This window comes from Phenylobacterium sp. J367 (genome assembly GCF_024699985.1).
Lineage (GTDB): Bacteria > Pseudomonadota > Alphaproteobacteria > Caulobacterales > Caulobacteraceae > Phenylobacterium.
In genome coordinates, this window is record NZ_JAJONA010000001.1 from 283,315 (window position 1) to 306,950 (window position 23,636).

General features: G+C 70.6%; 20 protein-coding genes, 1 tRNA gene and 3 pseudogenes. 12 read left to right on the forward strand and 12 right to left on the reverse strand.

Translation table 11 applies throughout. From position 1 onward, the window contains the following. Nucleotides 1–20 precede the first annotated feature (20 nt). Nucleotides 21–566 (forward strand): RidA family protein, encoded by a 546-nt coding sequence (locus LRS04_RS01680; RefSeq protein ID WP_257814860.1) that lies wholly within the window; start codon nucleotides 21–23, stop codon nucleotides 564–566. Nucleotides 567–640: 74 nt separating this feature from the next. Here the strand turns inward: LRS04_RS01680 and LRS04_RS01685 are convergent. After that, nucleotides 641–717, reverse strand: a tRNA-Met gene (locus tag LRS04_RS01685). A 94-nt stretch (nucleotides 718–811) separates the two neighbouring features. Here LRS04_RS01685 and LRS04_RS27470 point away from each other — a divergent pair. From LRS04_RS27470 to LRS04_RS01705, 4 genes and pseudogenes are all read left to right on the forward strand, one after another. Then, a pseudogene (locus tag LRS04_RS27470) lies at nucleotides 812–1,480 on the forward strand (glycosyltransferase); the annotation flags it as partial. Nucleotides 1,481–1,535: 55 nt separating this feature from the next. Continuing rightward, nucleotides 1,536–1,841: a glycosyltransferase gene (locus tag LRS04_RS01695; protein WP_257814862.1), complete on the forward strand. Its 306-nt coding sequence runs from the start codon at nucleotides 1,536–1,538 to the stop codon at nucleotides 1,839–1,841. Continuing rightward, complete coding sequence (gene asnB / locus LRS04_RS01700) at nucleotides 1,842–3,620, forward strand: asparagine synthase (glutamine-hydrolyzing) (RefSeq protein ID WP_257814863.1); 1,779 nt, start codon at nucleotides 1,842–1,844, stop codon at nucleotides 3,618–3,620. It begins immediately after the preceding gene. Next, the gene (locus LRS04_RS01705) at nucleotides 3,620–4,861 is read left to right on the forward strand and encodes a PQQ-dependent sugar dehydrogenase (protein ID WP_257814864.1); all 1,242 of its coding nucleotides are present in this window, start codon (nucleotides 3,620–3,622) and stop codon (nucleotides 4,859–4,861) included. Before asnB ends, LRS04_RS01705 begins: the two co-directional genes overlap by 1 nt. Here the strand turns inward: LRS04_RS01705 and LRS04_RS01710 are convergent, their stop codons facing one another. The 5 genes from LRS04_RS01710 to LRS04_RS01730 all read right to left on the reverse strand — a co-directional run bounded on the left by LRS04_RS01710 (nucleotide 4,862) and on the right by LRS04_RS01730 (nucleotide 9,250). After that, on the reverse strand, nucleotides 4,862–5,248 hold the full coding sequence (locus tag LRS04_RS01710; protein WP_257814865.1) for a hypothetical protein: 387 nt from the start codon (nucleotides 5,246–5,248) through the stop codon (nucleotides 4,862–4,864). Next, nucleotides 5,245–6,195 (reverse strand): nitronate monooxygenase family protein, encoded by a 951-nt coding sequence (locus tag LRS04_RS01715; RefSeq protein ID WP_257814866.1) that lies wholly within the window; start codon nucleotides 6,193–6,195, stop codon nucleotides 5,245–5,247. The genes LRS04_RS01710 and LRS04_RS01715 overlap by 4 nt, the downstream gene beginning before the upstream one ends. A gap of 438 nt (nucleotides 6,196–6,633) precedes the next feature. After that, on the reverse strand, nucleotides 6,634–7,230 hold the full coding sequence (locus tag LRS04_RS01720) for a hypothetical protein (protein ID WP_257814867.1): 597 nt from the start codon (nucleotides 7,228–7,230) through the stop codon (nucleotides 6,634–6,636). A gap of 195 nt (nucleotides 7,231–7,425) precedes the next feature. Further along, the gene (locus LRS04_RS01725) at nucleotides 7,426–8,538 is read right to left on the reverse strand and encodes an NAD(P)/FAD-dependent oxidoreductase (RefSeq protein ID WP_257814868.1); all 1,113 of its coding nucleotides are present in this window, start codon (nucleotides 8,536–8,538) and stop codon (nucleotides 7,426–7,428) included. A 52-nt stretch (nucleotides 8,539–8,590) separates the two neighbouring features. Continuing rightward, the gene (locus LRS04_RS01730) at nucleotides 8,591–9,250 is read right to left on the reverse strand and encodes a TetR/AcrR family transcriptional regulator (protein ID WP_257814869.1); all 660 of its coding nucleotides are present in this window, start codon (nucleotides 9,248–9,250) and stop codon (nucleotides 8,591–8,593) included. 141 nt (nucleotides 9,251–9,391) lie between these two features. Here LRS04_RS01730 and LRS04_RS01735 point away from each other — a divergent pair, with 141 nt between their 5' ends. After that, entirely contained in the window at nucleotides 9,392–10,753 is a 1,362-nt protein-coding gene (locus LRS04_RS01735; protein ID WP_257814870.1) for a tetratricopeptide repeat protein, read from the forward strand. A gap of 169 nt (nucleotides 10,754–10,922) precedes the next feature. Beyond that, nucleotides 10,923–11,987: a serine hydrolase gene (locus LRS04_RS01740; RefSeq protein ID WP_257814871.1), complete on the forward strand. Its 1,065-nt coding sequence runs from the start codon at nucleotides 10,923–10,925 to the stop codon at nucleotides 11,985–11,987. 100 nt (nucleotides 11,988–12,087) lie between these two features. On the opposite strand, the gene LRS04_RS01745 is transcribed toward LRS04_RS01740, so the two are convergent. The 3 genes from LRS04_RS01745 to LRS04_RS01755 all read right to left on the reverse strand — a co-directional run bounded on the left by LRS04_RS01745 (nucleotide 12,088) and on the right by LRS04_RS01755 (nucleotide 14,876). Next, nucleotides 12,088–13,116, reverse strand: a complete 1,029-nt coding sequence (locus tag LRS04_RS01745) for an AraC family transcriptional regulator (protein WP_257814872.1) — start codon at nucleotides 13,114–13,116, stop codon at nucleotides 12,088–12,090. 70 nt (nucleotides 13,117–13,186) lie between these two features. Beyond that, entirely contained in the window at nucleotides 13,187–13,558 is a 372-nt protein-coding gene (locus tag LRS04_RS01750) for a DUF2147 domain-containing protein (protein WP_257814873.1), read from the reverse strand. A 193-nt stretch (nucleotides 13,559–13,751) separates the two neighbouring features. After that, entirely contained in the window at nucleotides 13,752–14,876 is a 1,125-nt protein-coding gene (locus LRS04_RS01755; RefSeq protein WP_257814874.1) for a hypothetical protein, read from the reverse strand. A 176-nt stretch (nucleotides 14,877–15,052) separates the two neighbouring features. Between LRS04_RS01755 and LRS04_RS01760 the strand changes: the two genes are divergently transcribed. From LRS04_RS01760 to LRS04_RS01775, 4 genes are all read left to right on the forward strand, one after another. Next, nucleotides 15,053–15,922 carry a lipid kinase gene (locus tag LRS04_RS01760; protein WP_257814875.1) on the forward strand — a complete coding sequence of 290 codons (870 nt, stop codon included), beginning with the start codon at nucleotides 15,053–15,055 and terminating at the stop codon, nucleotides 15,920–15,922. A gap of 11 nt (nucleotides 15,923–15,933) precedes the next feature. Continuing rightward, nucleotides 15,934–16,425: a YkgJ family cysteine cluster protein gene (locus LRS04_RS01765; protein ID WP_257814876.1), complete on the forward strand. Its 492-nt coding sequence runs from the start codon at nucleotides 15,934–15,936 to the stop codon at nucleotides 16,423–16,425. A gap of 162 nt (nucleotides 16,426–16,587) precedes the next feature. Beyond that, the gene (locus LRS04_RS01770) at nucleotides 16,588–17,475 is read left to right on the forward strand and encodes a YwqG family protein (RefSeq protein WP_257814877.1); all 888 of its coding nucleotides are present in this window, start codon (nucleotides 16,588–16,590) and stop codon (nucleotides 17,473–17,475) included. A gap of 121 nt (nucleotides 17,476–17,596) precedes the next feature. Next, nucleotides 17,597–18,388, forward strand: coding sequence for a DUF4239 domain-containing protein (locus LRS04_RS01775; protein WP_257814878.1), 792 nt, complete (start codon nucleotides 17,597–17,599; stop codon nucleotides 18,386–18,388). Between the two features lie 12 nt (nucleotides 18,389–18,400). Here LRS04_RS01775 and LRS04_RS01780 read toward each other — a convergent pair. After that, nucleotides 18,401–21,840, reverse strand: a pseudogene (locus tag LRS04_RS01780) (indolepyruvate ferredoxin oxidoreductase family protein). 141 nt (nucleotides 21,841–21,981) lie between these two features. Here LRS04_RS01780 and LRS04_RS01785 point away from each other — a divergent pair. Continuing rightward, nucleotides 21,982–22,479: an Lrp/AsnC family transcriptional regulator gene (locus LRS04_RS01785; protein ID WP_257814879.1), complete on the forward strand. Its 498-nt coding sequence runs from the start codon at nucleotides 21,982–21,984 to the stop codon at nucleotides 22,477–22,479. A 157-nt stretch (nucleotides 22,480–22,636) separates the two neighbouring features. Here LRS04_RS01785 and LRS04_RS27475 read toward each other — a convergent pair whose 3' ends face one another. Together LRS04_RS27475 and LRS04_RS27480 are read right to left on the reverse strand one after the other, a co-directional pair. Continuing rightward, nucleotides 22,637–22,867, reverse strand: coding sequence for a prolyl oligopeptidase family serine peptidase (locus LRS04_RS27475; protein WP_374572656.1), 231 nt, complete (start codon nucleotides 22,865–22,867; stop codon nucleotides 22,637–22,639). Continuing rightward, a pseudogene (locus tag LRS04_RS27480) lies at nucleotides 22,854–23,243 on the reverse strand (prolyl oligopeptidase family serine peptidase); the annotation flags it as partial. The pseudogene LRS04_RS27480 and the gene LRS04_RS27475, both read right to left, overlap by 14 nt. Between the last annotated feature and the right edge of the window lie 393 nt (nucleotides 23,244–23,636).

The window sequence follows — 23,636 nt, forward strand, 5'->3', positions numbered from 1 at the left end:
CCCCCACAAAGGATGCGTTGATGCCCCTTACCGACCGTCGTCGCGCGCTGGCCATGAGCCTCGGCCTCCTGGCGATCCCGCCGAGAGCGTGGGCGGCCGATCTGGACCCCGAGGCCCGGCTCGCCGCCGCGGGCGTCACCCTGCCGACCCTGGGAGCCCCGCTGGGGGCTTATGCGCCGTTCGCCATCGATGGCCGCCTGCTGTTCATCGCCGGTCAACTCCCCCTCAAGGACGGCGCGCTCACCGCCACCGGACCTGTGCCGTCCCGCACGGACATTGCGGCGGCCCAGGCCGCCGCGCGCCAGTGCGCGGTCAACATCCTCGCGGCGGCGAAGCTGGGTCTCGGCGGCGACCTGAGGCGCATCCGCGCCTGCCTCAAGCTTACCGGATATGTGGCGGCGGACGCCGGCTTCAGCGATCACCCCAGGGTCGTGAACGGAGCCTCGGAACTGATCGGTCTCGCCCTCGGCGATCGCGGACGCCATGCCCGCGCGGCGGTCGGCGTGACATCCTTGCCCCTGTCAGCGCCGGTGGAGGTGGACGCCGTGTTCGCCATCGAGGCCTGATCATCACGCCACGCGCTCGGGAGCGCGCCGATGAGACCCAAATCACTATTCGGAGAACGCTCGGTCTTCACGAGTGGTAGCTGGGGGCGGGATCGAACCGCCGACCTGTGGGTTATGAATCCACCGCTCTAACCATCTGAGCTACCCAGCCACGGGTCTCGCGAGAGGCGCGGGTTATAGGCACTGATTTTCGTTGCTTCAAGCGGCTTGGGATCGCGGCGTCTAGCCGCTAGGGTCCGCGGCCGATGAGCGTGCTTCATCTCCTGGGGACGGCGGGCGAAGGCGGGGCCGAGACCTACTTCGTCGACCTGGTCGCGGCGTTGCAGCGCGCGGGCGTCGCCCAGGCCTGCGCCATCCGGCCGAACGCCGGGCGCGAGGCGGCGCTGACGGCGGCGGGCGTCCATGTGAAGACGCTGTCGTTCGGCGGTCCGCTCGATCTTCTGACCCGGCGCAAGGCCGCGGCCTTCGCGAAGGCCGAGGACGCGAAGGTGGCGCTCGCCTGGATGAACCGGGCGGCGCGACATACGCCGAAGGGCCCCTGGGCGCGGATCGGCCGCCTCGGCGGCTACTACAATCTCAAGTACTACCGCGGCTTCGACCACCTGGTGGCCAACACCGAGGACATCGCCGAGTGGATCGTCGGCCAGGGCTGGCCGGCCGGCCGGGTCAGCTGCATCCCGAACTTCGCCGCCGTCCCCGACGAGGCCGCGCCGCTCGACCGGACTACCCTGGACACGCCGGAGGACGCGCCCCTGCTGCTGGCCATGGGTCGGCTGCACGAGGCCAAGGCCCATGACGTCAGCCTGCAGGCGCTGACCGAACTGCCGGGCGCCTGGCTGTGGATCGCCGGCGTGGGCGCCCAGGAGGGCAAGCTGAAGAGCCTCGCCCAGGCGCTGGGCGTGGCCGAGCGCGTGCGGTTCCTGGGCTGGCGGCGCGACGCCTCGGCGCTCTATCGGGCGGCGGACGTCTGTGTCTTCCCCCTCGAGGTACGAGCCGCTCGGCAATGTGGTCATCCAGAGCTGGGCGCACGGGCTTCCCGTCGTCGCGGCCGAGAGCCAGGGGCCGAAGGCGCTGATCCGGTCCGGCGAGGATGGCCTGCTGGTCCCGATCGACGACCCGGCGGCGCTGGCCGCCGCCGTCCGCCGCCTGATGGACGAGCCGCTGCTGAAGGTCCGGCTGGCCCAGCGGGGGCTGGCGCGGGTGGAGGCCGAGTTCTCGGAGGCCGCCGTGGTCGCCGCCTGGAAGACCCTCTTCGCCGACTACGGGGCCGCCTGAATGTGCGGCATCGCGGGCGTGCTGGGCACCGGAGCCTCGGCCGGGGCCATGATCGCCGCCCTCACCCACCGCGGTCCGGACGGCGTGCGGGTCGAGGACCTGCCGGGCGCCAGCCTGGCCCATGCCCGGCTCTCGATCATCGACCTGGAGGGCGGCTGGCAGCCGCTGCACGCGGCGGGCGCGACGGTCATCGGCAACGGCGAGATCTACAACTATGTGGAGCTCGCCGAGGAGCACCAGCTCGCGGGCCAGCTCGCCACCGGCTCGGATTTCGAGCCGCTGCTGCACCTCTATGCGAAGGAAGGCCCGGCGGCCTTCGCCCGGCTGCGCGGCATGTACGCGCTCTGCCTGATCGGCGGCGACGGTCGGACCTGGCTGGCGCGCGACCCGTTCGGGATCAAGCCGCTCTACCTGCTGGAGCTCGACGGCGGCCTCGCCTTCGCCTCCGAGCCGCGGGCGTTCGTCACGGCGGGGCTGCTGAGGCCCGAGCTGGACGAGGCGCGGGCCGCCGAACTGCTGGGCTTCAACTACACGCTGGGCGAGGCCGCGATCTTCAAGGGGGTGCGCAAGCTCGCGCCCGGCGAGGTCGTGGAGGTGAAGGACGGGCGGGTGGCCTACAGCAAACGCGTCCCTCCCTTAATGGGGAGGGACAGATCGCCGAAGGCGATCAGGGTGGGGAGGGCCGCCATGAGCACAGAGCCCGGCCTACACATCCCCACCCCGACGGCTGCGCCGTCTGCCCCTCCCCATAAAGGGGAGGGAGAGCTCATCGCCCAGCTCGACGCCGTGCTGGAGGACAGCGTGCGGGTTCACCAGCGGTCCGACGTGCCCTACGGCCTGTTCCTCTCGGGCGGCATCGACTCGGCGGCGATCGCCACCCTGATGGCGCGGCTCAACGAGCGGCCGGTGACCGCCTTCACCTGCGGCTTCGACGCCCCCGGCGCGAAGGACGAGCGGGCCCAGGCCGAGAAGGTGGCCACGGCCCTGAACCTCGACTGGCGGGAGACCAGCTTCGGCGAAGCCGACTTCTGGCGGATCCTGCCGGAGGTCGCCTGGGCGCTGGACGATCCGACCGCCGACTACGCGACGCTGCCCACCTGGAAGCTGGCCGAGGCCGCCAAGGGGACCCTGTCCGTCGTCCTCACCGGCGAGGGCGGCGACGAGCTGTTCGGCGGCTACGGCCGCTATCGCCGGGCGCTCCGCCCCGCCTGGCTGGGCGGCCGGCCGGCGGAGCCGCGGCCCGGCGACCCGGCGGTGCTGGCGCGCTGGCGCGAGGCGGCCCGGGCTCCGAAGGGGCTCACCCGGCTGCAGCAGGCCCAGTGGAGCGACGTCGCCACCTGGCTGCCCAACGACCTGCTGCTGAAGCTCGACCGCTGCCTGATGGCGCATGGCCTGGAAGGCCGCACGCCCTTCCTCGACCCGGAGGTGGCGGCCTTCGCCTTTCCGCTGGCCGACCGTTTCAAGGTGCGCGGGCGTTACGGCAAGTGGCTGCTGCGCAAGTGGCTGGGGCGGACCTGCCCGGCGGCCGAGCCGTGGGCGCGCAAGCAGGGGTTCACCGTGCCGGTGGAGGCCTGGATCGCGCCGCGCGCCGCCGACATCGCGCCGCGGCTCAGCCGGGTCGAGGCCGTGCGCCGCGTCCGGCCCGACGCCGAAGCCATCTTCGCCGCCGGCGGGGAGGGACAGCGCTGGCCGCTGCTGTTCTTCGCCGTCTGGGCCTTGATCCACCTGCAGGGCGCCTCACGTACAGAGGCGCTGGAAGCCATAGCCGGGAGACCCTGATGACGAAGCTCTTCGTGACCGCCGCCGCCGCCGCCCTGCTCGCCGCGTGCGGCGGGACCGACGGACAGGCGCAGACGCCCGCCGCCGCCCCGGCCGGCGGCGCGCCGGTGGCCACTGCGCCCCCGAACGCGCCGGACCAGAAGCCCGCCTTCGCCGGCCAGACGCGGACGCCGGAGGTGAAGTCGAACGTCGCCCTGCAGGTCAGCGACTACGTCACCGGCGTCCAGAAGCCCTGGGGCCTGGCCTTCCTGCCGGACGGCGGCCTGCTGATCAGTGAGAAGCCGGGCCGGCTGCGGGTCTTCAAGGACGGCAAGCTGTCCGAGCCGGTGGCCGGCCTGCCGACCATCGACACCCGCGGCCAGGGCGGGCTGCTGGGCCTCGCGATCGATCCCGACTACGCGAGGAACGGCCTGATCTACTGGAGCTACGCCGAGGGTCAGGCCGACGGGAAGACCAACACCGCCGTCGCCCGCGGCCGGCTCGTCGCCCAGGGCGGGCAGCCGAAGCTGGAGGCCGTGCAGGTGATCTGGCGGCAGACCCCGTCGTGGGAATCGACGATGCACTACGGCTCCCGGCTGGTGTTCGCGCGGGACGGGACGCTCTATGTGACGACCGGCGAGCGCTCGGTGGTCAGCGGCCGGATGGAGGCGCGGAACCTCGACAAGGCGCTCGGCAAGATCATCCGGATCAATGCCGACGGCTCGATCCCGAAGGACAATCCCTTCGTCGGCCGGCAGGGCGCGCTGCCGGAAATCTACGCCAGCGGCATCCGCAACAGCCAGTCGGCGGCCCTCAATCCCGCGACCGGCGAGCTCTGGGAGATCGAGCACGGCACCAAGGGCGGCGACGAGCTGAACATCATCCGCAAGGGCAAGGACTACGGCTGGCCGCACGCCGCCTACGGCATCGAGTACCGGGGCGCCCCGATCCTCGAGGGCAAGACGCAACTGCCCGGGACCGAGCAGCCGGCCTACTACTGGGACCCGGTGATCGCGCCGTCCGGCATGGCCTTCTACCAGGCGAACCTGTTCCCGGCCTGGAAGGGCAACGTGTTCGTCGGCGGCCTGGGGACCAAGTCCCTGGTCCGGCTGGTGGTCGACGGCGACAAGGTGGTCGGCGAGGAGCGGCTGCTGACCGACCAGAACGAGCGCATCCGCGACGTGGTCGTGGGTCCGGACGGCGCGCTCTATGTGGCGACCGACAACGACAACGGCCGCGTGCTGCGGGTCGCGCCGAGATAGTCAGCGGGCCAGCGCCACCCGCAGGCTCGCCAGGAACAGGACGATCGCCACGGGCGCCCAGACCAGGCGCTCCCCGCCGCTGGGCGTGATCAGGTTGAGGATCACGCCCAGAGCGGTGAAGGCGACGACGCCCCAGGCCAGTGGGCGCGCCGCCCGGCGCCAGCGCGGCAGCGCCACGCCGGCGCGGGCCAGGATCACGGCGGCGATCAGCGCCAGGACGCCGATCTGGACCAGGGCCGCGACCCGCATGGCCGGCGGATAGACGCCCGGAAAGGCCCCGCCCATGGCGTAGGCGCCCCAGGGCGCGCCGAGCGCGAGCGCGAGCTGGAAGGCCGCCACCAGCGCGATCAGGGCCGCGAAGACCAGGGCGGCGAGCCGGGCGCTCATGCGGGCTCGGCCGCGCGGACGTAGCGCCGGCTCATCTCCGCCATGACGGTCTCGAACTCGCGCACCGTCTCCTGAAGGATCTCGGCCACCGGCTTCACGCTGTCGATGCGGCCGGCGACCTGGCCGCAGAGCGCGATGGACGCCTCCATGTCGCCGCCGAAGTAGAGCGCCAGCGCATTGCCGAACTCGGCCATGATGTTGGCCGGCGGCTCGAGCTCGAAGCGGCTGGTCTTCTCGGTGCGCAGCGCCCGCAGCGCCGGTCCCGGCCCCTGCCGGTTGAGGAAGACGGTGTCCGTCTCCTTCGCGCCCACGATCCTGTCCTTCCAGTTCCGGTGCACCGGGCTCTCGGCGGCGGAGACCATGCGGGTGCCCATCTGCACGCCCTCGGCGCCCAGGCAGAAGGCCGCCGCCATGGTCCGGCCGTCGGTGATGCCGCCCGCGGCGATGATCGGCAGATCCGTCTTCGAGGCCACCAGCGGCAGCAGCACCATGGAGGCGACGTCGCGGCTGTTCTTGAAGCCGCCGCCCTCCCCGCCCTCGACCACCAGGCCGTCGACGCCGGCGGCGATCGCCTTCTCCGCGGCGGCCAGGGACGGGACCACGTGGAACACCGTCAGGCCCTTGGCCTTCAGCGCCTCGCAGTAGCGGTTCGGGTCGCCGGCCGAGGTGGTGACGAACCGGACGCCCTGGTCGGCCACGAAGCTGACGATGTCCGGGTCGCGGACGAAGGCCTGGGCGACGTTGATCCCCCACGGCTTGTCCGTGAGGGTCTTCATCGCCTTCACCTCCTCGCGCACCTCGTCGAGGCGGCCGGAGGAGGTCTCGATGATCCCCAGTCCGCCGGCGTTGGAGACCGCGCTGGCGAGCTGGGCCCGGGCGATCCAGCCCATCGGCGCCTGGACGATCGGATAGGTCACGCCGAGCAGATCGGTGATGCGGTTCTTCATGGCGTCTCTCCCTTGGCGGGAGATTGGGCCAACTTCCATCCCGGCACAAAGCCTCCTGCGGGCGGGGACGCTGGGCGTCACGGGCGGGCTCGGACACGACCTTGATCCGCCCCTTCTCCGCTCATCCCGGCGAAAGCCGGGATCCAGGCTGAGTCGGTTTGGAACACTGGATTTCGCGGGTTCTGGCCGGCGGGCTCGGTGCGGTCCGGGGTTGGAACCACAGAAACACACAGAAGCACACAGAAGGGGCTGAGCGGGCGGAGGACGGTGAGATGGCGGGCGTGGCTCGCGCGCCTGGAAGGCGCGCATGGTGATGGAGGCGCCAAGCCATCCGGTGGCCCGCCTTCTGTGTGGTTCTGTGTGGTTCTGTGGTTCGCGCGCAGCGCGGTCGCTGAGTCAGCTTGGATCCCGGCTTTCGCCGGGATGAGCGGAGGGGGGTTAGCTGGAGTCGGCGGTTGCGGGCTCGAGCTCGGCCCGGTCCCTGCCTCGGATGTCGTAGATGAGGGTGGGGTCGGCGCCGATGGCGTCGCAGGCTTCGATGACCAGGAGGTCGAAGTCGCGGGTGAGGAAGTCGGGCTTGGCTTCCTCAGCGTCGAGGAAGGCCTCGAGCCTGTCCCACATGGGGTCTTCGGGCGGCGGGCGGTCGGGTCTCTCGATCCCGTCGTCGGGCAGGTTCCAGTCGGCGCCTTCGTGCTCGGTCCAGAAGCAGTCGCCGACCTGTTCCCAGACATCCTTCCGGCGCTGGTCGACGGCGAGTTCGCGGGTCTCGGCTTCGGCCTTCGCCCGGGCTTCGGCGAGGTCGGCCTTGGCCTTGGCCTTGGCCTTCTCGGCCACCTCGTCCTTGTAACGGACGAGCTTGAGTTCGAGGGCGAGCGTCTGGCGCAGGCCGCGGCTGACCCGGTGGAAGGCGGTGGCGAGGCGGACGGCGTCCTCGGGGCTCTCGGCGTTCAGCGCCCGCTGCTGCAGGTCGCGGCAGAGTTCGAGGCTCATCCCCGCGAGCGCGCGGAGCGTCACGGTGTGACGGTCTTCGGCCATGTGCTCAGGATCGACGGGCATGAGAACGAAACGAGAACATACCAGGCGCGACAAGTCAAGGTTTTTCGCACCGCAGGCCCTCACCCTGCCCTCTCCCTCCCCGCTTCGCGGGGGAGAGGAGGTGACGGCTTTGACTCTCAGCTCCACTCCTCTCCCCGGGCGAAGCCCGAGAGGGAGAGGGTAGGGGAGAGGGCCTCAGAGCCCCAGGCGCTCGGCGGCGGTTTCGCCGATGGCGAGGGACGAGGTCAGGCCGGGGCTTTCGATGCCGAACAGGGTGACGAGGCCGGGGATCGCGTGGGCCTCCGGGCCGTCGATGCGGAAGTCGCCCTGCGGGTCGTCCGGCCCGTGGATCTTCGGGCGGACCCCGGCGTAGTCGGGCGAGAGGCTGTCGTCGGGCAGGCCCGGCCAGAACTTGCGGATGTAGCGGTAGAAGCCGGGCGCGGCGTCCGGATCGACCGTGTAGTCCGGCGCGTCCACATAGGTGAGGTCCGGGCCGAACACCGCCTGGCCGCCGAGGTCGCGGCGGTAGTGGGTGCCGAGCGCCCCGGGGATCGGCGGCGGATAGATCAGCCGGGCGAACGGCGCCTTGCCCATCAGCCGGAAGTACATGCCCTTGCCGTAGAAGGCCTTCGGGATCAGGTCCTTCGGGAAGCCGTCGATTTGGCCGGCCACGTCCTGGGCCGAGAGGCCCGGCGCCGTCACCAGAAAGCGGCAGGTGAGCACCGTCGGCTCGGCCCCGCCGGCGCGGACCTCGAAGCCGCCGCCGTCCAGAGGGGTCGCGCCCTCGAACGGCGTGGAGAGCACGACGGCGCCGCCGGCCTGCTCGATCTCGCCCTGCATCGCCAGCATGTAGCCGTGGCTGTCGAAGACCCCGCTCTCGGGCGACAGCAGCGCCGCCTCGCAGAAGAGTTCGGGCTCCAGGGCGAGGGCCTCGGCCTTGGTCAGCCGGGCCATCCCCTCGACGTCGTTGGTCATGGCCTGGTCGTAGATGGCGTCGAGGCGGGCGATCTCGTCGGGCGTGGTGGCTACCACCAGCTTGCCGCAGCGGTCGTAGTCCACGTGGTGGGCGTCGAGGAAGGCGTAGAGCCGCCGGCGGCCCTGCACGCAGAGCCGGGCCTTCAGCGAGCCGGTCGGATAGTAGAGCCCGCCATGGATCACCTCGGAATTGCGGGAGGAGACGCCCTGGCCGATGGCCGCGTCCTGCTCCAGGACCGCCACCGTCAGCCCGCGGTGCGCAAGGGCGTAGCCGCAGGCCAGCCCCACGGCGCCTGCCCCCACGACCACGGCGTCGAAATCGAAGTCGGCCATCGACCCTGGCTAACGCGCATTGCGGCGATTGGGAACCAAGCTTGGCGGGATCTCAGCCCAGGAAGTGCAGGCGCACCGTCTCGCGGAACATCAGGGCCTGGCGGGCGATGGCGCTGTTGTCCTGCAGGGCCTTGGCCAGGGTCATGCCGCCATAGGTGAAGGCGAGGATGGCGTCGGCCAGGTCGGCCAGCTCGGCCTTGCCCTTCGGCGGATAGACCTCGGCGATCTCCTCCAGCCAGGCGAGGAACCGCCCGCGCCAGTCGAGGACGTTGTCGACGGTCATGCGGCGCGTGGCGTGGTCCCAGCTCATGTCCTGGAAGGTCACCGTCGCCACGAGGCAGCCCGGATGGGTGTCGGCCATCTCGGCCATGGCCTCCGCATAGAGCTTCAGGAAGATCAGGAAGCTGTGCAGCGGGTCGTCGGAGAGCTCGCGCGCCCGGGCCGACATGTCGTCGAGGAAGCTGCGGTTTTCGTCGGCGTAGCGTTCGATGAGCTGGCGGGCGAGGTCGGTCTTGTCCTTGAAGTGGTAGAAGAAGCCGCTCTTGGTGATGCCCGCGGCCTCCACGATCTCCTCGATGGAGGTGGAGGCGAACCCCTTCCGGATGACGCTGTCGTAGGTCAGGTCGAGGATGCGTTCGCGCGTGCGCTCGCCCTTGGAACGCGGTTCCGACTGCACCGCAGGTACAGTTTTTACTGTTTCCCGGCCGGCCATGGGGCGGCCTCCTTGTCTCGATCGGCGCCAGCATACTGAAAAAGACGACCGAATTTCACCGTTCGGCGAACCGACCGCGCAGCCGCTAGAGCCAATGGCTGGAACGATTTACCCCTCCCCGCCCCACCGAGGAGAAGAACGATGTCAGTCAAAGACCATCACGGGCTCAGCCTGTCAGGCGCCAGTCCGGCCGCCGCGGAGAATTACCGCGCGGCGTTGCACGCATACCACTGCTATGCGGGCGACGCGCCGGGGTTCGTGGCGGCGGCGATCGAGGACAGCCCGGGCTTCGTCATGGCCCATGTGCTGAAGGCCTGGATGAACCTGCTGGGCGGCAATGTGCAGATGGCGATGGAGGGCGCGGCCGCCTTCCAGGCGGCGAAGGGGCTCGCCGCCAACCACCGGGAGGCGGGCCACCTGGCGGCGCTCGACCGCTATCTGGCGGGCGAGATCCGCGGGGCGGCGCGGGTGATGGAGGACGTCGCCATCGCCTATCCGACGGATGTGCTGGCCCTGCAGGCCGGTCAGACGCTCGACTTCCTGCTGGGGGACAGCCGCATGCTGCGCGACCGGATCGGCCGGGCGCTGCCGGCCTGGTCCAGCGGGATGCCGGACTACCATGCCGTGCTCGGCATGCTGGCGTTCGGGCTGGAGGAGTGCGGCCACTACGACCGCGCCGAGTCCGCCGGGCGCGAGGCCATCGACCTGGAGCCGCGCAACAACTGGGCGCAGCACGCGGTCGCCCACGTTCTGGAGATGCAGGACCGCCGGCGCGAGGGCGTCGCCTGGATGCTGCAGGACGGCGCGCCCTGGGCGCACGAGAGCTTCTTCGCCATCCACAACTGGTGGCACCTGGCGCTCTTCCACCTGGGGCTGGGCGAGATCAACGAGGTCTACGACCTGCTGGACGGCCCGGTGTTCGGGCCCCGGTCGGACGCGGCCTTCGACATGGTCGACGCCGCCGCCCTGCTCTGGCGGCTGCACCTGCGCGGGCTGGACACCGGCGGGCGCTGGCACGCGCTCGCCGACCTCTACGCCACCCAGCCGCGCGGGCTCTACGCCTTCGACGACACCCACGCCATGCTGGCGCTGGTGGGCGCCGGACGGATGGCCGAGGCGGAGGCGCTGATCGGCCTGCAGGCCCAGGTGATCGAGGGCCCGGGCGACAACGCCGGCTTCACCGCCGAGGTGGGTCTGCCGGTCATGCAGGCGGTCTATGCCTACGGGCGCGGCGACTACGCCCGGACGGTGGACCTGCTCCGGACGGTGCGGAACCGCTCCGCCCGCTTCGGCGGCAGCCACGCCCAGCGCGACCTGATCGACCTGACGCTGATCGCGGCGGCGGGGGAAGAGCGGCGACGTCAGCCTGGAGCAGGCGCTCCTGGCCGAACGCGCCGCGGCCAAGCCGCTGGTGAAGGACGTGTGGCGGTTGGCGGCGTGAGCGACCATCCCTCCCCTTCAGGGGAGGGACAAGCCACGCCGGCGGCCAGGGTGGGGAGGTGACGACCAGACCCCGCTCGAGCCGGTGAGGCGCCTTTCCGGCCGCCGCCGCGCCTGAACGTGACTCCCCACCCGGCGGCGCGGCGCGCCGTCCGCCCTCCCCTGAAGGGGAGGGATTGGAGGCCATGCGCTCCACCCGCTACAGTCCCCCGCAACAACGAGGGGGAAATCCATGCGCAAGGTCCTGATCGCCGCCGCCGTGGGCGTGCTGGCCGCCACCGGGGCCCAGGCCCAGTCGCCGCTGAAGCCGGGGTTGCCGTCGATCCTGACGTGGACGCCGCAGCAGCAGCGCGACTGGTATCCGGCGATCGAGAGCGTCTACCGGGTGCGCACCATCGCGCGCGGCGACCGTGTCCATCCGCTGCCAAAGGCGGCGACGACGATCGCGCCCACCTGGACGCACGCGGGCAAGGCGTGGACGGTCGAGAGCTACATGGACGCCTACAACGTGTCCGGCGTGCTGGTGCTGAAGGACGGCAAGATCCTGCTGGAGCGCTATGGCCTCGGCCGCAAGCCGGAGGACCGCTGGACCTCGTTCTCGGTGGCCAAGTCGGTGACCTCGACCCTGGTCGGCGCGGCGATCCAGGACGGCAAGATCAAGTCGATCCATGCGCCGGTCACCGACTACATCCCCGAGCTGAAGGGCTCCGGCTACGACGGGGTCACCGTCCGCCAGCTCCTGATGATGAGCTCCGGAGTCCGCTGGAACGAGGACTACACGGACCCGAACTCCGACGTGGCGCGCGCCGGCGCGACGATGCCGGAGCCGGGCGTGAACCCGTTGGTCAGCTACATGCGCAAGCTGCCCCGGGCCCACGAGCCCGGGACCATGTTCACCTACAACACCGGCGAGACCGACCTGGTGGGCGTGCTGGTCTCCAACGCGGTCGGCAAGCCGATCTCGGAATATGCCTCGGAGAAGCTCTGGAAGCCCTACGGCATGGAGCGCGACGCGATCTGGGCCACCGACCTGGGCGGTCACGAGCGCGGCGGCTGCTGCATATCCATGACGCTGCGCGACTACGGTCGGGTCGGCCAGTTCATCCTCGACGGCGGCAACGCCGGCGGCAGGCAGGTGCTACCCGACTGGTGGGTCGGCCAGGCGACCACGCCGCAGATTACCAACGGGCGCCGCAGCGCGGCTATGGCTACTTCTGGTGGATGCGCGACAACGGCAGCTACGACGCCTCCGGCATCTTCGGCCAGGCGATCGTCACGTTCCGGGAGGACGGGCTGATCATCGTGCTCAACTCCGCCTGGCCCCGGGCCACCGGCCAGGACCTGGCGCTGGCGCGCACGGCCTTCGTCGAGGCGGTGCGGGCGGCGGCGAAGGGGCCCTAGGCGGCGTCGGGCTTGCGGGCGCGGAACTCGCTGGGGCTCGCGCCCGTCCAGCGCTTGAAGGCCCGCGAGAAGGCGGCCGGTTCGGAGAAGCCCACGAGGTAGGCGGTCTCGTTCACCGAGACCTTGGGGTTCGCCAGATAGTGCAGCGCGAGCCGGTGGCGCAGGTCGTCGAACACCTTCTCGAAGGTGACGCCTTCGGCCTTCAGCTTGCGGAACAGGGTCTGGCGGCTGACGCCCAGGTGGCCGGCGACGGCGTCCATGCTGGCCTCGCCGCGGTGGAGCACCGGCATCAGCAGGGCCTCGACCCGGCCGCGGATGGTGTCGGAGGTCTCCAGCCGGCTGAGCAGGGCCTGGGCCCGCTCCGACAGCACGCCGAACACATAGACCGGCATGGCGCGCACCGGATGGTGCTCGAAGGCGGGGTTGAGGCGCAGCGCATTGCGCGGCGCGTCGAACGTGACCGGCGCGCCGAAGATCTCCTGGTAGACCTCGGGATAGCCGGGGTCGGGATGGGTGACCTGCACCGCCTGAACGAAGCCGGTGACGCCGAACTGGCGCGGGCCCCAGGCCATGCGGCCGAAGGTGGTCTCGGTGAGCTCGGGGAAGAGGTTCGGGTTCTGCCGCTGGTCGATCAGCCAGGAGCCGTCGGCCTCGCGCCGCAGCACGAAGCGGTCGGCGGCCGGGCCGACGCCGTCCACCTCCACGGCGATGCGGCCGTAGCGGTTCATCTGGGCGAGCGCCTCGGTCATGTCGCGCGAGGCGTTGGCGAGCAGGCCGACCACCGAGATCTCGGAGAAGTCCACGTGCTGGGCGTAGCGCAGCGCGAGGGCCGGGTCGCCGGTCAGCCGCTTGGCCGCATGCATCAGCCTGACGTAGTCGCCGAAGGGGACGCGGCGGTCGGGGTCCTCGAGGTCGGCGGGGTCGATCCCGGAGGCCTCGGCGAGCGCCGCCTGGCTCGCGCCGCGGCTGACCGCGAACTTGAGCAGGCCGCGAACGATGCCGGCCTCATAGGTCCGTTGCGACAACCCTGCCTCCACCTCTCAGAACCTTAGAGGCCGTGGCAGGCGGATTTGGATGCAGGCGCCGTCGCCCGGATCAGGCGATCTTCGTCCAGACCTGGCTCTTGCAGAAGAAGCCGCCGATCACGCAGCCCTTGGCGCGGAGCTTGCCGGCGTCCACCGGCTCGGCGGTGCCGGAGAAGCTGCGGCGCAGCTCGGGCACGAAGACCTTGCCGCGCCAGACGCCGTTGTCGTCCAGCTCCAGGTTGCGGAACACCTGGGTGCCGATCAGGTTGGCGGTGCCGGCGTCGCGGGCCTTGGCCTGGGCCTTGGGCGAGGCCCAGACGATGGTGCCGCAGGCGCCGTCGCCGCACGGGCGGATCTCGACCCGGACGTTGTCCTTGGGATTGCGCCACACGCCGAAGGTTTCGGCGGGCGGGGTCTGGGCGCCGGCGGCGGCCGCAGACATCACAAACGCCGTGGCGGCCACGGCGGCGGCGAGAACTCGACGATGCATAACGCCGATTTAAGCGCAGCGGCGGTTGACGCAAGATGACCGGACGTCGCGCGTGGCCCAGTGTGGGCGAAACGCAACAGCGGGCGGCGGCGGACCGTCCGCCTGCCGCCCATTCCGGCCGCGCCTTCCGGCCGCTCGCCGGGGCCTAGTCGGAGGCCTTGCCGCCCTTGGCGCCCTTGGCCGAGGCCTTGGCCGCCGCCGCGGCTTCCGCCGCCAGCTTCTCCTCGTGGCGGGCGCCGCCCAGGATGCCCTCCAGCGCGTAGTTGCCCTCGTGACAGGCGTATTCGTAGATCACGCCGTTCAGCGGGCTCATCTCGTACTCGCCGCCCCAGGGCTTGTCCCAGAGCGTCGGATCTTCGACCTGGAAGGCGTAGTGCAGCCGGTCCTTGGCGACGCGGGTGAACCGCTCGGTGACCTTGAGGTTCTCCCACGAGCCCATGAACGCCTGGCGCTGCGGGATGTGGGTGGTCTCGACGACCAGGGTGTCGCCGTCCCACCAGCCGATGGAGTCCCCGAAGTAGGGGCGGATGTTGTCGGTGCGGTGCTTGCCGTTCAGGGCGATGGTGCGGACGTCGTGGTTCATCTCGACGAGGATGGAGATGGCGTCCGGCGTCTGCACGATCTGGTAGTTGTTATTGTAGAAGCCGTTGGAGAACATCGGCGGGCCGGCGTTGCGGCCGAAGCCGATGATGCAGCGCTCGCCCAGCGAACGGTTCTCCGGATTGTCGAAGGCGCCGCCGCCGCCGCCGCCGCCCCGGCCGAAGCCGGGCCCGGCCGGGGCGCCGGCCTTGCGCGGCGGGATCTGGCCGTTCGGCGTGGTGATCAGGGAGGTGCGCGGCTCGCCGCGGACCCGCATCACCAGGTGGCCGGGATCGAGCCAGCCGCGGTTGTAGCCGCCCACGTCGCCGCCGGCGGCGGCGAATTCGGGACGCACGTTGCCGGTGACCTTGGGCGCCTCGGCCGGGGCGTTCGGGTCGGTCGGCTTGTTGCCTTCCTCCACCTCTTCGACGACGGCCTGCTCCAGGGCCTTCACCTCGTCCTCGGTGTGGACGGCGCGATCGCCATATTTGGCGGGCCGGACCATCGGGGTGATCGAGGAGTTCGACCAGTAGCCGGAGATGTCCGGCTGGCCGAAGGCGGTCTTCGGCGCCTTGTAGGCGGACTTGGCGGCGGCAGGAGCCTTGGCCTCGGCGGCGGCGGCCGAGGTGGCGGCCAGCGCCAGCGGCGCGGCGCAGAGGGCGGTGGCGACGAAGAAGACGGCGCGGTTCACGTGTGTGGCTCCCCAATGACTTTTCGCCGACTCCAGGCCGACGTTCATACCGAACTTACGAATAATGGGCGCGTCCGGCAATGGCCTGGCCACTGAGGAACGCCCTGCCCCGTGCGGGCGTCAATTGAGCCTTTTGTGAGCGGCGGTCGTTTCGCACGCATGACCGAGCCGCAACATTGAGCCCGCCGCCCCGCCGCGCGCTCCTGATCCGCAACGAAGCCAAGGGCGCCGACTGGCTCGCCGCCGTCCGAGACCGGCTCGGCGAGGCCGGCATAACGGTCATCGACACGCCCACCGGCGACGTCGAGGCGGCCTGCGCCGCCATCGCCGAGACGTCGGCGGACCTCATCCTGGTGGCCGGCGGGGACGGGACCCTGAACGGCGTCGCGCCCGCCCTGCTGGAGGCCGGCAAGCCGGTCGGCGTCCTGCCGCTCGGCACGGCCAACGACCTGGCGCGCACCCTGGGCCTGCCGACCGGGATCGAGGCGGCCGCGGAGGTGATCGCCGCCGGGCGGACGCGGCGGATCGACGTCGGCCTGGCCAACGGCCGGCCGTTCTTCAACGTCGCCAGCATCGGCCTGGCGGCGAAGCTGGCCCAGACCCTCGGCGAGGGCGCCAAGCACCGGTTCGGGCGGCTGTCCTATGCGCTCGCGGCGCTCAGGGTGCTGCTGGGCGCCGAGACCTTCCGCGCCGCGATCGCCGCCGACGGCCAGGCGCTGCGGACCCGCAGCTACCAGGTCGCGGTCGGCAACGGCCGCTACCACGGCGGCGGGGCGGCGGTGACCGACGAGGCGGAGATCGATAGCGGGCGACTGGCGCTCTACAGCCTGGAGCCGGGCAGCCTCTGGAAGCTGGTGCTGCTGGCCCCGCTGTTCCGCCGCGGCCGGCATGTGCGCTGGCGCGAGGTCCGCACCGCCAGCGCCCGCGAGGTGGAGATCCGCACGCCCTCGCCCATGCCGGTCAACCTGGACGGCGAACTGGCCACGGAGACGCCGCTCGCCTTGACGATCCGGCCCGGGGCGTTGGAGGTGTTCGCCCCCACCTGAGACGGAGCGTCATGGCCGAGCGGGAGAAGAGCTGCGGCCCCTGCACGATGTGCTGCAAGGTGATGCGCGTCGACGAGCTCTCGAAGCCCGGCGGGACGATGTGCGCCCACGCGCGTCCAGGCCGCGGCTGCGGGATCTACGAGACCCGGCCGGCGAGCTGCCGCAGCTTCGCCTGCCTCTGGCTGCTCGACGCCGACATGCCGCACCGCTTCCGGCCGGACCAGACGAAGGTGGTGCTCGACCAGGACCACGACGGCCGCCGCCTGATCGCCCGCTGCGACCCGGCCAACCCGCTGGCCTGGCGCCGCGCGCCCATCCATGCGGCGCTGAAGGGCTACGCCCAGGACCACTGGGGGACCGGCAAGGTGGTGATGGCCGTCGCCGGCCGCCGGGCCTGGCTGATCACCCCGAAGGAAGAGATCGACCTCGGCGAGATCGACCCGGCGGCGCGGATCGAGGTCGCGGAGGACGCGGAGGGGCGAGTGAGCGTCAGGATGAAATAACGCAGCGCTTTGTTCGCTTTTTGTTCGAATATTTCGTAAATCCGTGAGATACCCTCGTTTGGCGAACCAAGCGGGAGAATGAGTGGTGGCGACCTATGAGCCCAATACGCGCGGCGAAAAGCCTGGGCTGGTCCCCGACAAAGGCAGGAAGGCGCGCCGGCCTTGATCGGCGCAACTGTCGCCTTCGTCATCGTGATGGCCGCCCTTGGGCTGTGGCTTGTACGCCGCCTCAGCGCGCCGAGTGCGGAAGAGAGGGAAGCGCTTGCGGCCTCGCGGGCGGAATACACCCGGAAAGTGATCGGGGACATGCAGCGCCTCGCCCAGCCGGCGCTGACCCTCGTTCCAGCGGAGCCGGCCGGCTTCTCGAAACTCGGCGGTGAACCTGATCTGCCGCCTGACGTGGAGTGGCCACGCGCCGAGGGCCGCGCACTGGCGTTCCTGGCGCAGCTCGACCTCGAGGAGGTTCGCAGCGCCGGAGGACCGGACTGGCTTCCCGGCGAAGGCAGACTCTGGGCGTTCAACGACGATGACCGCTACGGGATGGCCGATCACGTGCGCATCGTGCACGCGGCATCCGATGCAGCCACCGTCCGACATGCGTTTCCCGACGATCTGCGGAAGCGTCATCGTTTCGGCGAGCAGCGGGTCGGTTTTCGCCTGGACATCGTCGGACCCAGCCTGGAGTGGCTCGGCGTGGATTCGCGAGAGTTGGACATCAGCCGTCTGAGCGAGAGCGAACTTGCGGCTGCGCCGCAGGGACCTCACCACGACGAGCGCCAGCACCGCATCGGCGGCTATCCGTCTGAGATCCAGGACGAGCGGATGTCGATCACGGCGGAGCTGCTGGCCAGGGGATTGCCTGCGAGCGCCGAGGTTTCAGCTGAAATCGAGGACGCCGCCCGCGACTGGCGGCTCCTGCTGCAGATCGACTCCGATCCGGCGCTCGGGATGAACTTCGGCGACGCCGGCCGGCTCTATGTGTTCATCAAGGAGACGCACGCCCGGGCGGGCGACTTCTCGAAGACGGTCGCGAACTGGCAGACCTATTGAGCGGCTAGCCCCCTTCCCTCGCTGCCGCTAATCAGTCTGCTGAGCGTCCAGCGAACAGGGATTCGCCAAACGGACGCCTGCGGGCAACGCCGGGGGGCGCTGGGGAATGAAGGACTTTCTGATGTCGCTCCCGTTCTGGGGGCTGGCGGCGCTCGTCATGGGAGCGTCGCTGGTGATCTGCGTGGGCGGCCACCAGTTCGCCCGGTGGGTGCTTCCGAAGCGGGCAAAGGAAGGCGAGGACGCGACCGAACTCGCCACCGCGATCATGCAGGTGGTGGCCGCCTTCATCGGCATCATGCTGGCCTTCGCGGCGGTCGAGGTCTGGCAGGACTACCAGACGGCCGACGATGCGGTGGCCCACGAAGCGGCGGCGACCGCCGAGCTCTACCGCGACCTCACCACCTACGGCCCGGAGACCATCCCGGCGCGGGCCAAGGTGCGGGCCTATGTGAATTCGGTCCTGCACGACGAATGGCCGAACCTCACCCATGGCGCGGCCAGCCCGAAGACCGCCGCCGCGCTGGCCGAGATTTTCAGGGAGTTCGGCCGCATCGAGCCGGAGACCAACCGCCAGACGGCGATCTACGCCGAGGCTTTCGGCAAGCTGAACGAGGTGGTGGGGCTCAGGCGCGAGCGGCTGATCACCAGCCGCTCGGAGCTGCCGCCGATGTTCTGGGGGGTGATCCTGATGGGGACCATGGTGATGGTCGGCTACACCTTCGTCTTCAAGCCGACGATCCCCAACTCGATCATCATCGCGGGCCTGTCCGTGTCGCTCGGGCTGATCTTCCTTTTCATCCTGTCGGTCGAGCGGCCCTACGCCGGCCAGTTCAGCGTCGACTCCGAGGAGATCCGGGGCCTGCTGGAGCTGTTCGACAGCCTGGCGAAGCTGGAAACGCCGCCGACAAGCTAGGGCGGCGGAGGCCTAAGCCTCCGCCATCGCCGGCTGACCCGCCTTCTCCCACTCCGCCCACAGGCGCTTCTCCTCGGCCTTGGCGGGGCCGAGGCTGGCTTCCTTGACGTGGCCGAAGCCGCGGATCTGCTGCGGGACGGCGGCGATCTTCACCGCCGTCGGCAGATGGGCCGCATCCAGCCTGCCGAGCAGGCGGTCGACGCCGGCCTCGTAGTCGGTGACCAGGCCGCGCTCCATCTTGCGCTCGGCCGTGTAGCCGAAGAGGTCGAGGGGCGTGCCGCGCAGACCCTTCATCTTCGCCATCATCGGGAAGGCCAGCTCGCGCATCCACGGGCCGAAGGCCATCTTGGTCGGGCGGCCGTTCCGGTCCTTCGGCGACAGGATCGGCGGGGCCAGCCACAGCTTCTCCTTGCCGCCCTTGAAGACCGAGTTGCGGTACTCGCGCCAGCGCGGATCGGTGTGCAGGCGGGCGACCTCGTACTCGTCCTTGTAGGCCATCAGCTTGTAGAGGTTGATCGCGACGGCGCGGGTCAGGCGGTCGGAGCCAAGCGCGCTCTCGGCCTCCTGCACGCGGCGGACGCGGTCGAGGAAGCGCTGGGCGTAGGCGCGGTCCTGGTAGGCCTCGAGCTCCTTGGCGCGCGCGGTGATCAACTCGTCCACCGGCATGGTCTCCGGCGTCGGCACGTCGTCCTCGCGCAGGCCCCGGCTCGACGGGTCGTGGGCGGCCTTGCGGCCCAGCTCGAAGGCCTGGAGGTTGGCCTCCGCGTCCACGCCGTTCAGCCGGATGGCGCGGTAGAGCGCGCGGCTGGAGACCGGGATCACGCCCTTCTGCCAGGCGAAGCCCAGCATCATCATGTTCGAGTAGATGGCGTCGCCGAGGCTGGTCACCGCCAGGTGCTGGGCCGGCATGGCGTCGTAGGACTTCACGGCCGCGGCGATGCGGCGGGCCTGGGCGTCGGCGTCGAAGCGGACGTCGCGATCGGTGACGAAGTCGGCGGTGGGCGAGAAGTCGGCGTTGCCGACCGCCACCGTGCGGTCCTTGGCGTAGAGCGCCAGCGCATCCGCGCCCGCCGCCACCAGGAGGTCGCAGGCGATGAGGACGTTGGCCGAGGCGGCCGGCACGCGGCCGCCCACCAGGCTGTCCTCGGTCTCGCCGATGCGGACGTGGCTGAAGACGGCGCCGCCCTTCTGGGCGAGGCCGGTCATGTCGACCACGCTGCCCGCGCGGCCGTCCACGTGGGCGGCCATGGCGAGGATCGAGGCGACGGTCGTGACGCCGGTGCCGCCGACGCCGGTGAAGACGATGTTCTGGGTCCCGGTGAAGGCCTCGAAGGTCGGCAGGGGCGTCGAGTCCACCGTCAGGGCCGGCATGGCCTCCTTGTGCGGGTTTTCCGCGCCTTCCAGGGTGATGAAGGACGGGCAGAAGCCTTCCAGGCAGGTGTAGTCCTGGTTGCAGCTCGACTGGTTGATCCTCCGCTTGCGGCCGAACTCGGTGTTCAGCGGCTCGACCGAGACGCAGTTCGAGGTCTTCGAGCAGTCGCCGCAGCCTTCGCAGACCAGCGGGTTGATCATCACGCGCTTGGGCGCGGCGGCCATCTTGCCGCGCTTGCGCCTCCGGCGCTTCTCGGTGGCGCAGACCTGGTCGTAGATCAGGACGGTGACGCCGGGGGTCTCGCGCAGGCTCCGCTGGACCTGCATCAGCTCGGCGCGGGGCTTCACCTCGACGCCAGGGGCCAGGTCGGTGACCGTCTCGTAGCGCTCGGGCTCGGCGGCCACGACGACGACCTTCTTCACCCCTTCCGAGGCGAGCTGGCGGGTGATCTGGGGCACGGTGAAGCCGCTCTCGGCCGTCTGGCCGCCGGTCATGGCGACCGCGTCGTTGAACAGCAGCTTGTAGGTCATGTTCGCCCCGGCCGCGATGGCGGCGCGGATGGCGAGCGAGCCCGAGTGGTTGTAGGTGCCGTCGCCCAGGTTGACGAAGACGTGCTTCTCCTCGGTGAACGGCGAGGAGCCGACCCAGGAGAGACCCTCGCCGCCCATGTGGCTGTTCAGGTCGGTGGAGGGGTCGTTGAAGCTGGCCATGTAGTGGCAGCCGATGCCGGCCAGCGCGCGGCTGCCTTCCGGCAGACGGGTGGACGAATTGTGCGGGCAGCCCGAGCAGAAGAAGGGCTTGCGCTGCTGGTCGGCGGAGAGCGTCACCGCGGCCATGGAGGCCGCCGACACGCGGTTCAGGTAGTCATAGACCCGCTCCATGTGCGGGCCGGGCGGCAGGCGGTCGGCGATGGCGAGCGCGATCTCGGCCACCGACAGGGAGCCCAGCTCCGACAGCAGCGGATGGCCCTGTTCGTCCACCTTGCCGATGATCTTCGGCCGGGCGTGCGCCGGCAGGTCGTAGAGGGCGGCCCGGGCCTGGGTCTCGATCAGCGGGCGCTTGTGCTCGATGACCATCATGGTCTCGAGCCCGGCGGCGAAGCTGCGGATGCCGGTCGGCTCCAGCGGCCAGGGCATGCCCACCTTGTAGATGGCGACGCCGAGGTCGGCGGCCTGGGCCGAGCTGATGCCCATGGCGGTGAGCGCTTCCAGCACGTCCTTGTAGGCCTGGCCCTGGCAGACGATGCCGAGCCGCGGGCGGTGCGAACCCAGCGCGATGCGGTCGATCTTGTTGGCCCGGGCGAAGGCCAGCGCGGCCGGCAGCTTCTGGGTGCGGAGGCGCCGCTCCTTGTCGAGCGGCTGGTCCTTCAGCCGGATGCCGAGCCCGCCCGGGGGCAGGCGGAAATTGTCCGGGGTGACGAACCTGTGGCGGTCCAGGCTGACGTCGATGGTGACGCCGCTATCCATGGTGTCGGCCACGGCGATCAGGCCGACCCAGAGGCCGGAGAACCGGCTCATGGCGTAGCCCATCAGGCCGTAGTCCAGCACCTCCTGGACGTCGGCCGGGGCGAGCACCGGCATCTCGAAGTCCTGGAAGGCGTATTCGGACTGCGAGGGCAGCGTCGAGGACTTGCAGTTGTGGTCGTCGCCGGCCACGGCGAGCACGCCGCCCTTGGGCCAGACGCCGGCGAAGTTGGCGTGCTTGAAGGCGTCGCCAGTGCGATCGACGCCAGGAGCCTTGCCGTACCACATGCCGTAAACGCCGTCGTAGCGGGGCCCGGGAACAGATCGCCTGCTGGGAGCCCCAGACGGCGGTGGCGGCGAGGTCCTCGTTCAGGCCCTCCCTTGAACACCACCTCGGCGGCCTTCAGGTGCTTGGCGGCGCGGCCGGCCTGCTGGTCGAGACCGCCGAGCGGCGAGCCGCGGTAGCCGGAGACGAAGCCGGCGGTGTTCAGCCCCGCCGCCTGGTCCAGCCGGTGCTGGTCGAGCAGCACACGCAGGAGCGCCTGGACCCCGGTGATGAAAACCCGGCCCTCGGTGAGGAGAAATTTGTCGTCGAGCGTCACTTCCTGGTGCCGCATTGCAATTTTTATCCTTCGAGGGCTCCCTAAGGGCTTAGAAGATCATATAAGATCGCAGCAATTGCTTGCCAAAAGCGTGCCCCTGCCCTGCGGTTCCGGGGCAAGAAAGACGCCGGCAAGGCCCGAGAGAAGGAGGAAAAGTTGTCCGAGGTGCTCGACGCCGTCGATGCCAAGATCCTGGATCTGATCCAGCACGACGCCGGCCTGTCCGTCGCCGAGATCGCAGAACGCGTCGGCCTGTCCTCGAGCCCCTGCTGGCGGCGCATCAAGCGCCTGGAGGACGCCGGCGTCATCCAGCGGCGCGTGACCATCCTCGACCGCGAACGGCTGGGGCTGGGTTTCGAGGTCTATTGCACCGTCAAGCTGTCGCTGCCGACCAAGGACAACCTCGACGCCTTCGGATCCGCGATCGGCCGGCTGCCGGAGGTGGTGCAGTGCGCCACGGTCACCGGCGCGGCCGACTACGAGCTGCGGATCGTCACCCGCGACATGCACGCCTTCGACGACTTCCTGCGCGAGAAGATCCTCGGCCTCGGGCTGGTCTCCAACATCGAGAGCCGGATCGTCATCCGCTCCGTGAAGCACACCACCGCCGCCCCGCTGGGCCTCGTCAGCCCCTATGTGAGCGCGCAGGGGTAGGTGCAATCCCTCCCCCTCAGGGGAGGGGCAGCTCGCGTCGCGAGCGGCGTGGGGAATCGCGCCCTGCACTTCGTCGCGGAACTTGAACCTGACATCCCCACCCGGCGGCGCTGGCGCGCCGTCCGCCCTCCCTGGAGGGGAGGGATCGAGCGCCCGCCTATTTCGCCATCCCGAACTTCGCCTCCAGGAAGGCCGCCACCTGGCGCCACATGTGGACGCGGTTGGCGAGGTTGGTCACCGAGTGGCCCTCGTCCGGGAAGCGCAGATAGACGACCTCGGTCCCGGTCTTGCGCAGCTCGGTGACGAAGCGGTCGGACCTCGGCGACGGGGTCGCGCGGGTCGTTGGCGCCATGCTGGACCAGGAGCGGCGTGCGGATCCTGGCCACATTGTTGATCGGCGAGATCGAGGCGAAGAACGCCCGGTCGGACGGATTGTCGATGTCGCCGTACTCCTGGCGGTCCGAGGCCTTCAGCGCCGGCGAGGCGCCCTCGAGCGCCTTCACCCAGTCGCTGACGCCGACGAAGGACGCCCCGGCCACGAAGAGGTCGGGATAGGCGCCGACCGCCGCATTGGTCAGGTAGCCGCCGTAGGAGCCGCCCATCACCGCGGCCTTGGCCGGATCGACCCGGCCGGTGGACCGCATCCAGGCCACGGCGTCGGCCACGTCGCCGAGCTCGTTCACCCGCAGGCGCTTGTCGTTGAGCCGGGCGAAGGCCTTCCCGAAGCCGGTGGAGCCCCGGTAGTTGAGGTCGAGCACGGCCATGCCGCGGGCGGCGAAATACTGCAGGTGCGGTGAGAAGCCGGGGACGGCGTGGACGCTGGGACCGCCGTGCAGGTGGAGCACCAGCGGCGGCTTCGGCGCGCCGGGCGCGAGCTTCGGGGCGTAGAACAGGCCGTGCAGGGTGACCCCCGTCGCGCGCCTTGAAGGTCACCGCCTCGGGCGTGACCATCGACGCCGGGTCGAGGCCGGCCCAGCTCGCCGCCACCGGCCTGGCCAGGGCGCCGCTCGAAAGGTCCCAGGTGAAGACCTCGCCCGCCGACTGCGCCCCGCGGACCATGATCCCCAGCACCGGCGCCTTCTTCGCGAAGGAGATGCCGTAGACCCCCGCCGGCAGGTCCGGGGCGGGCAGCTTCCGGCCCGTGGTGCGGTCGAGGA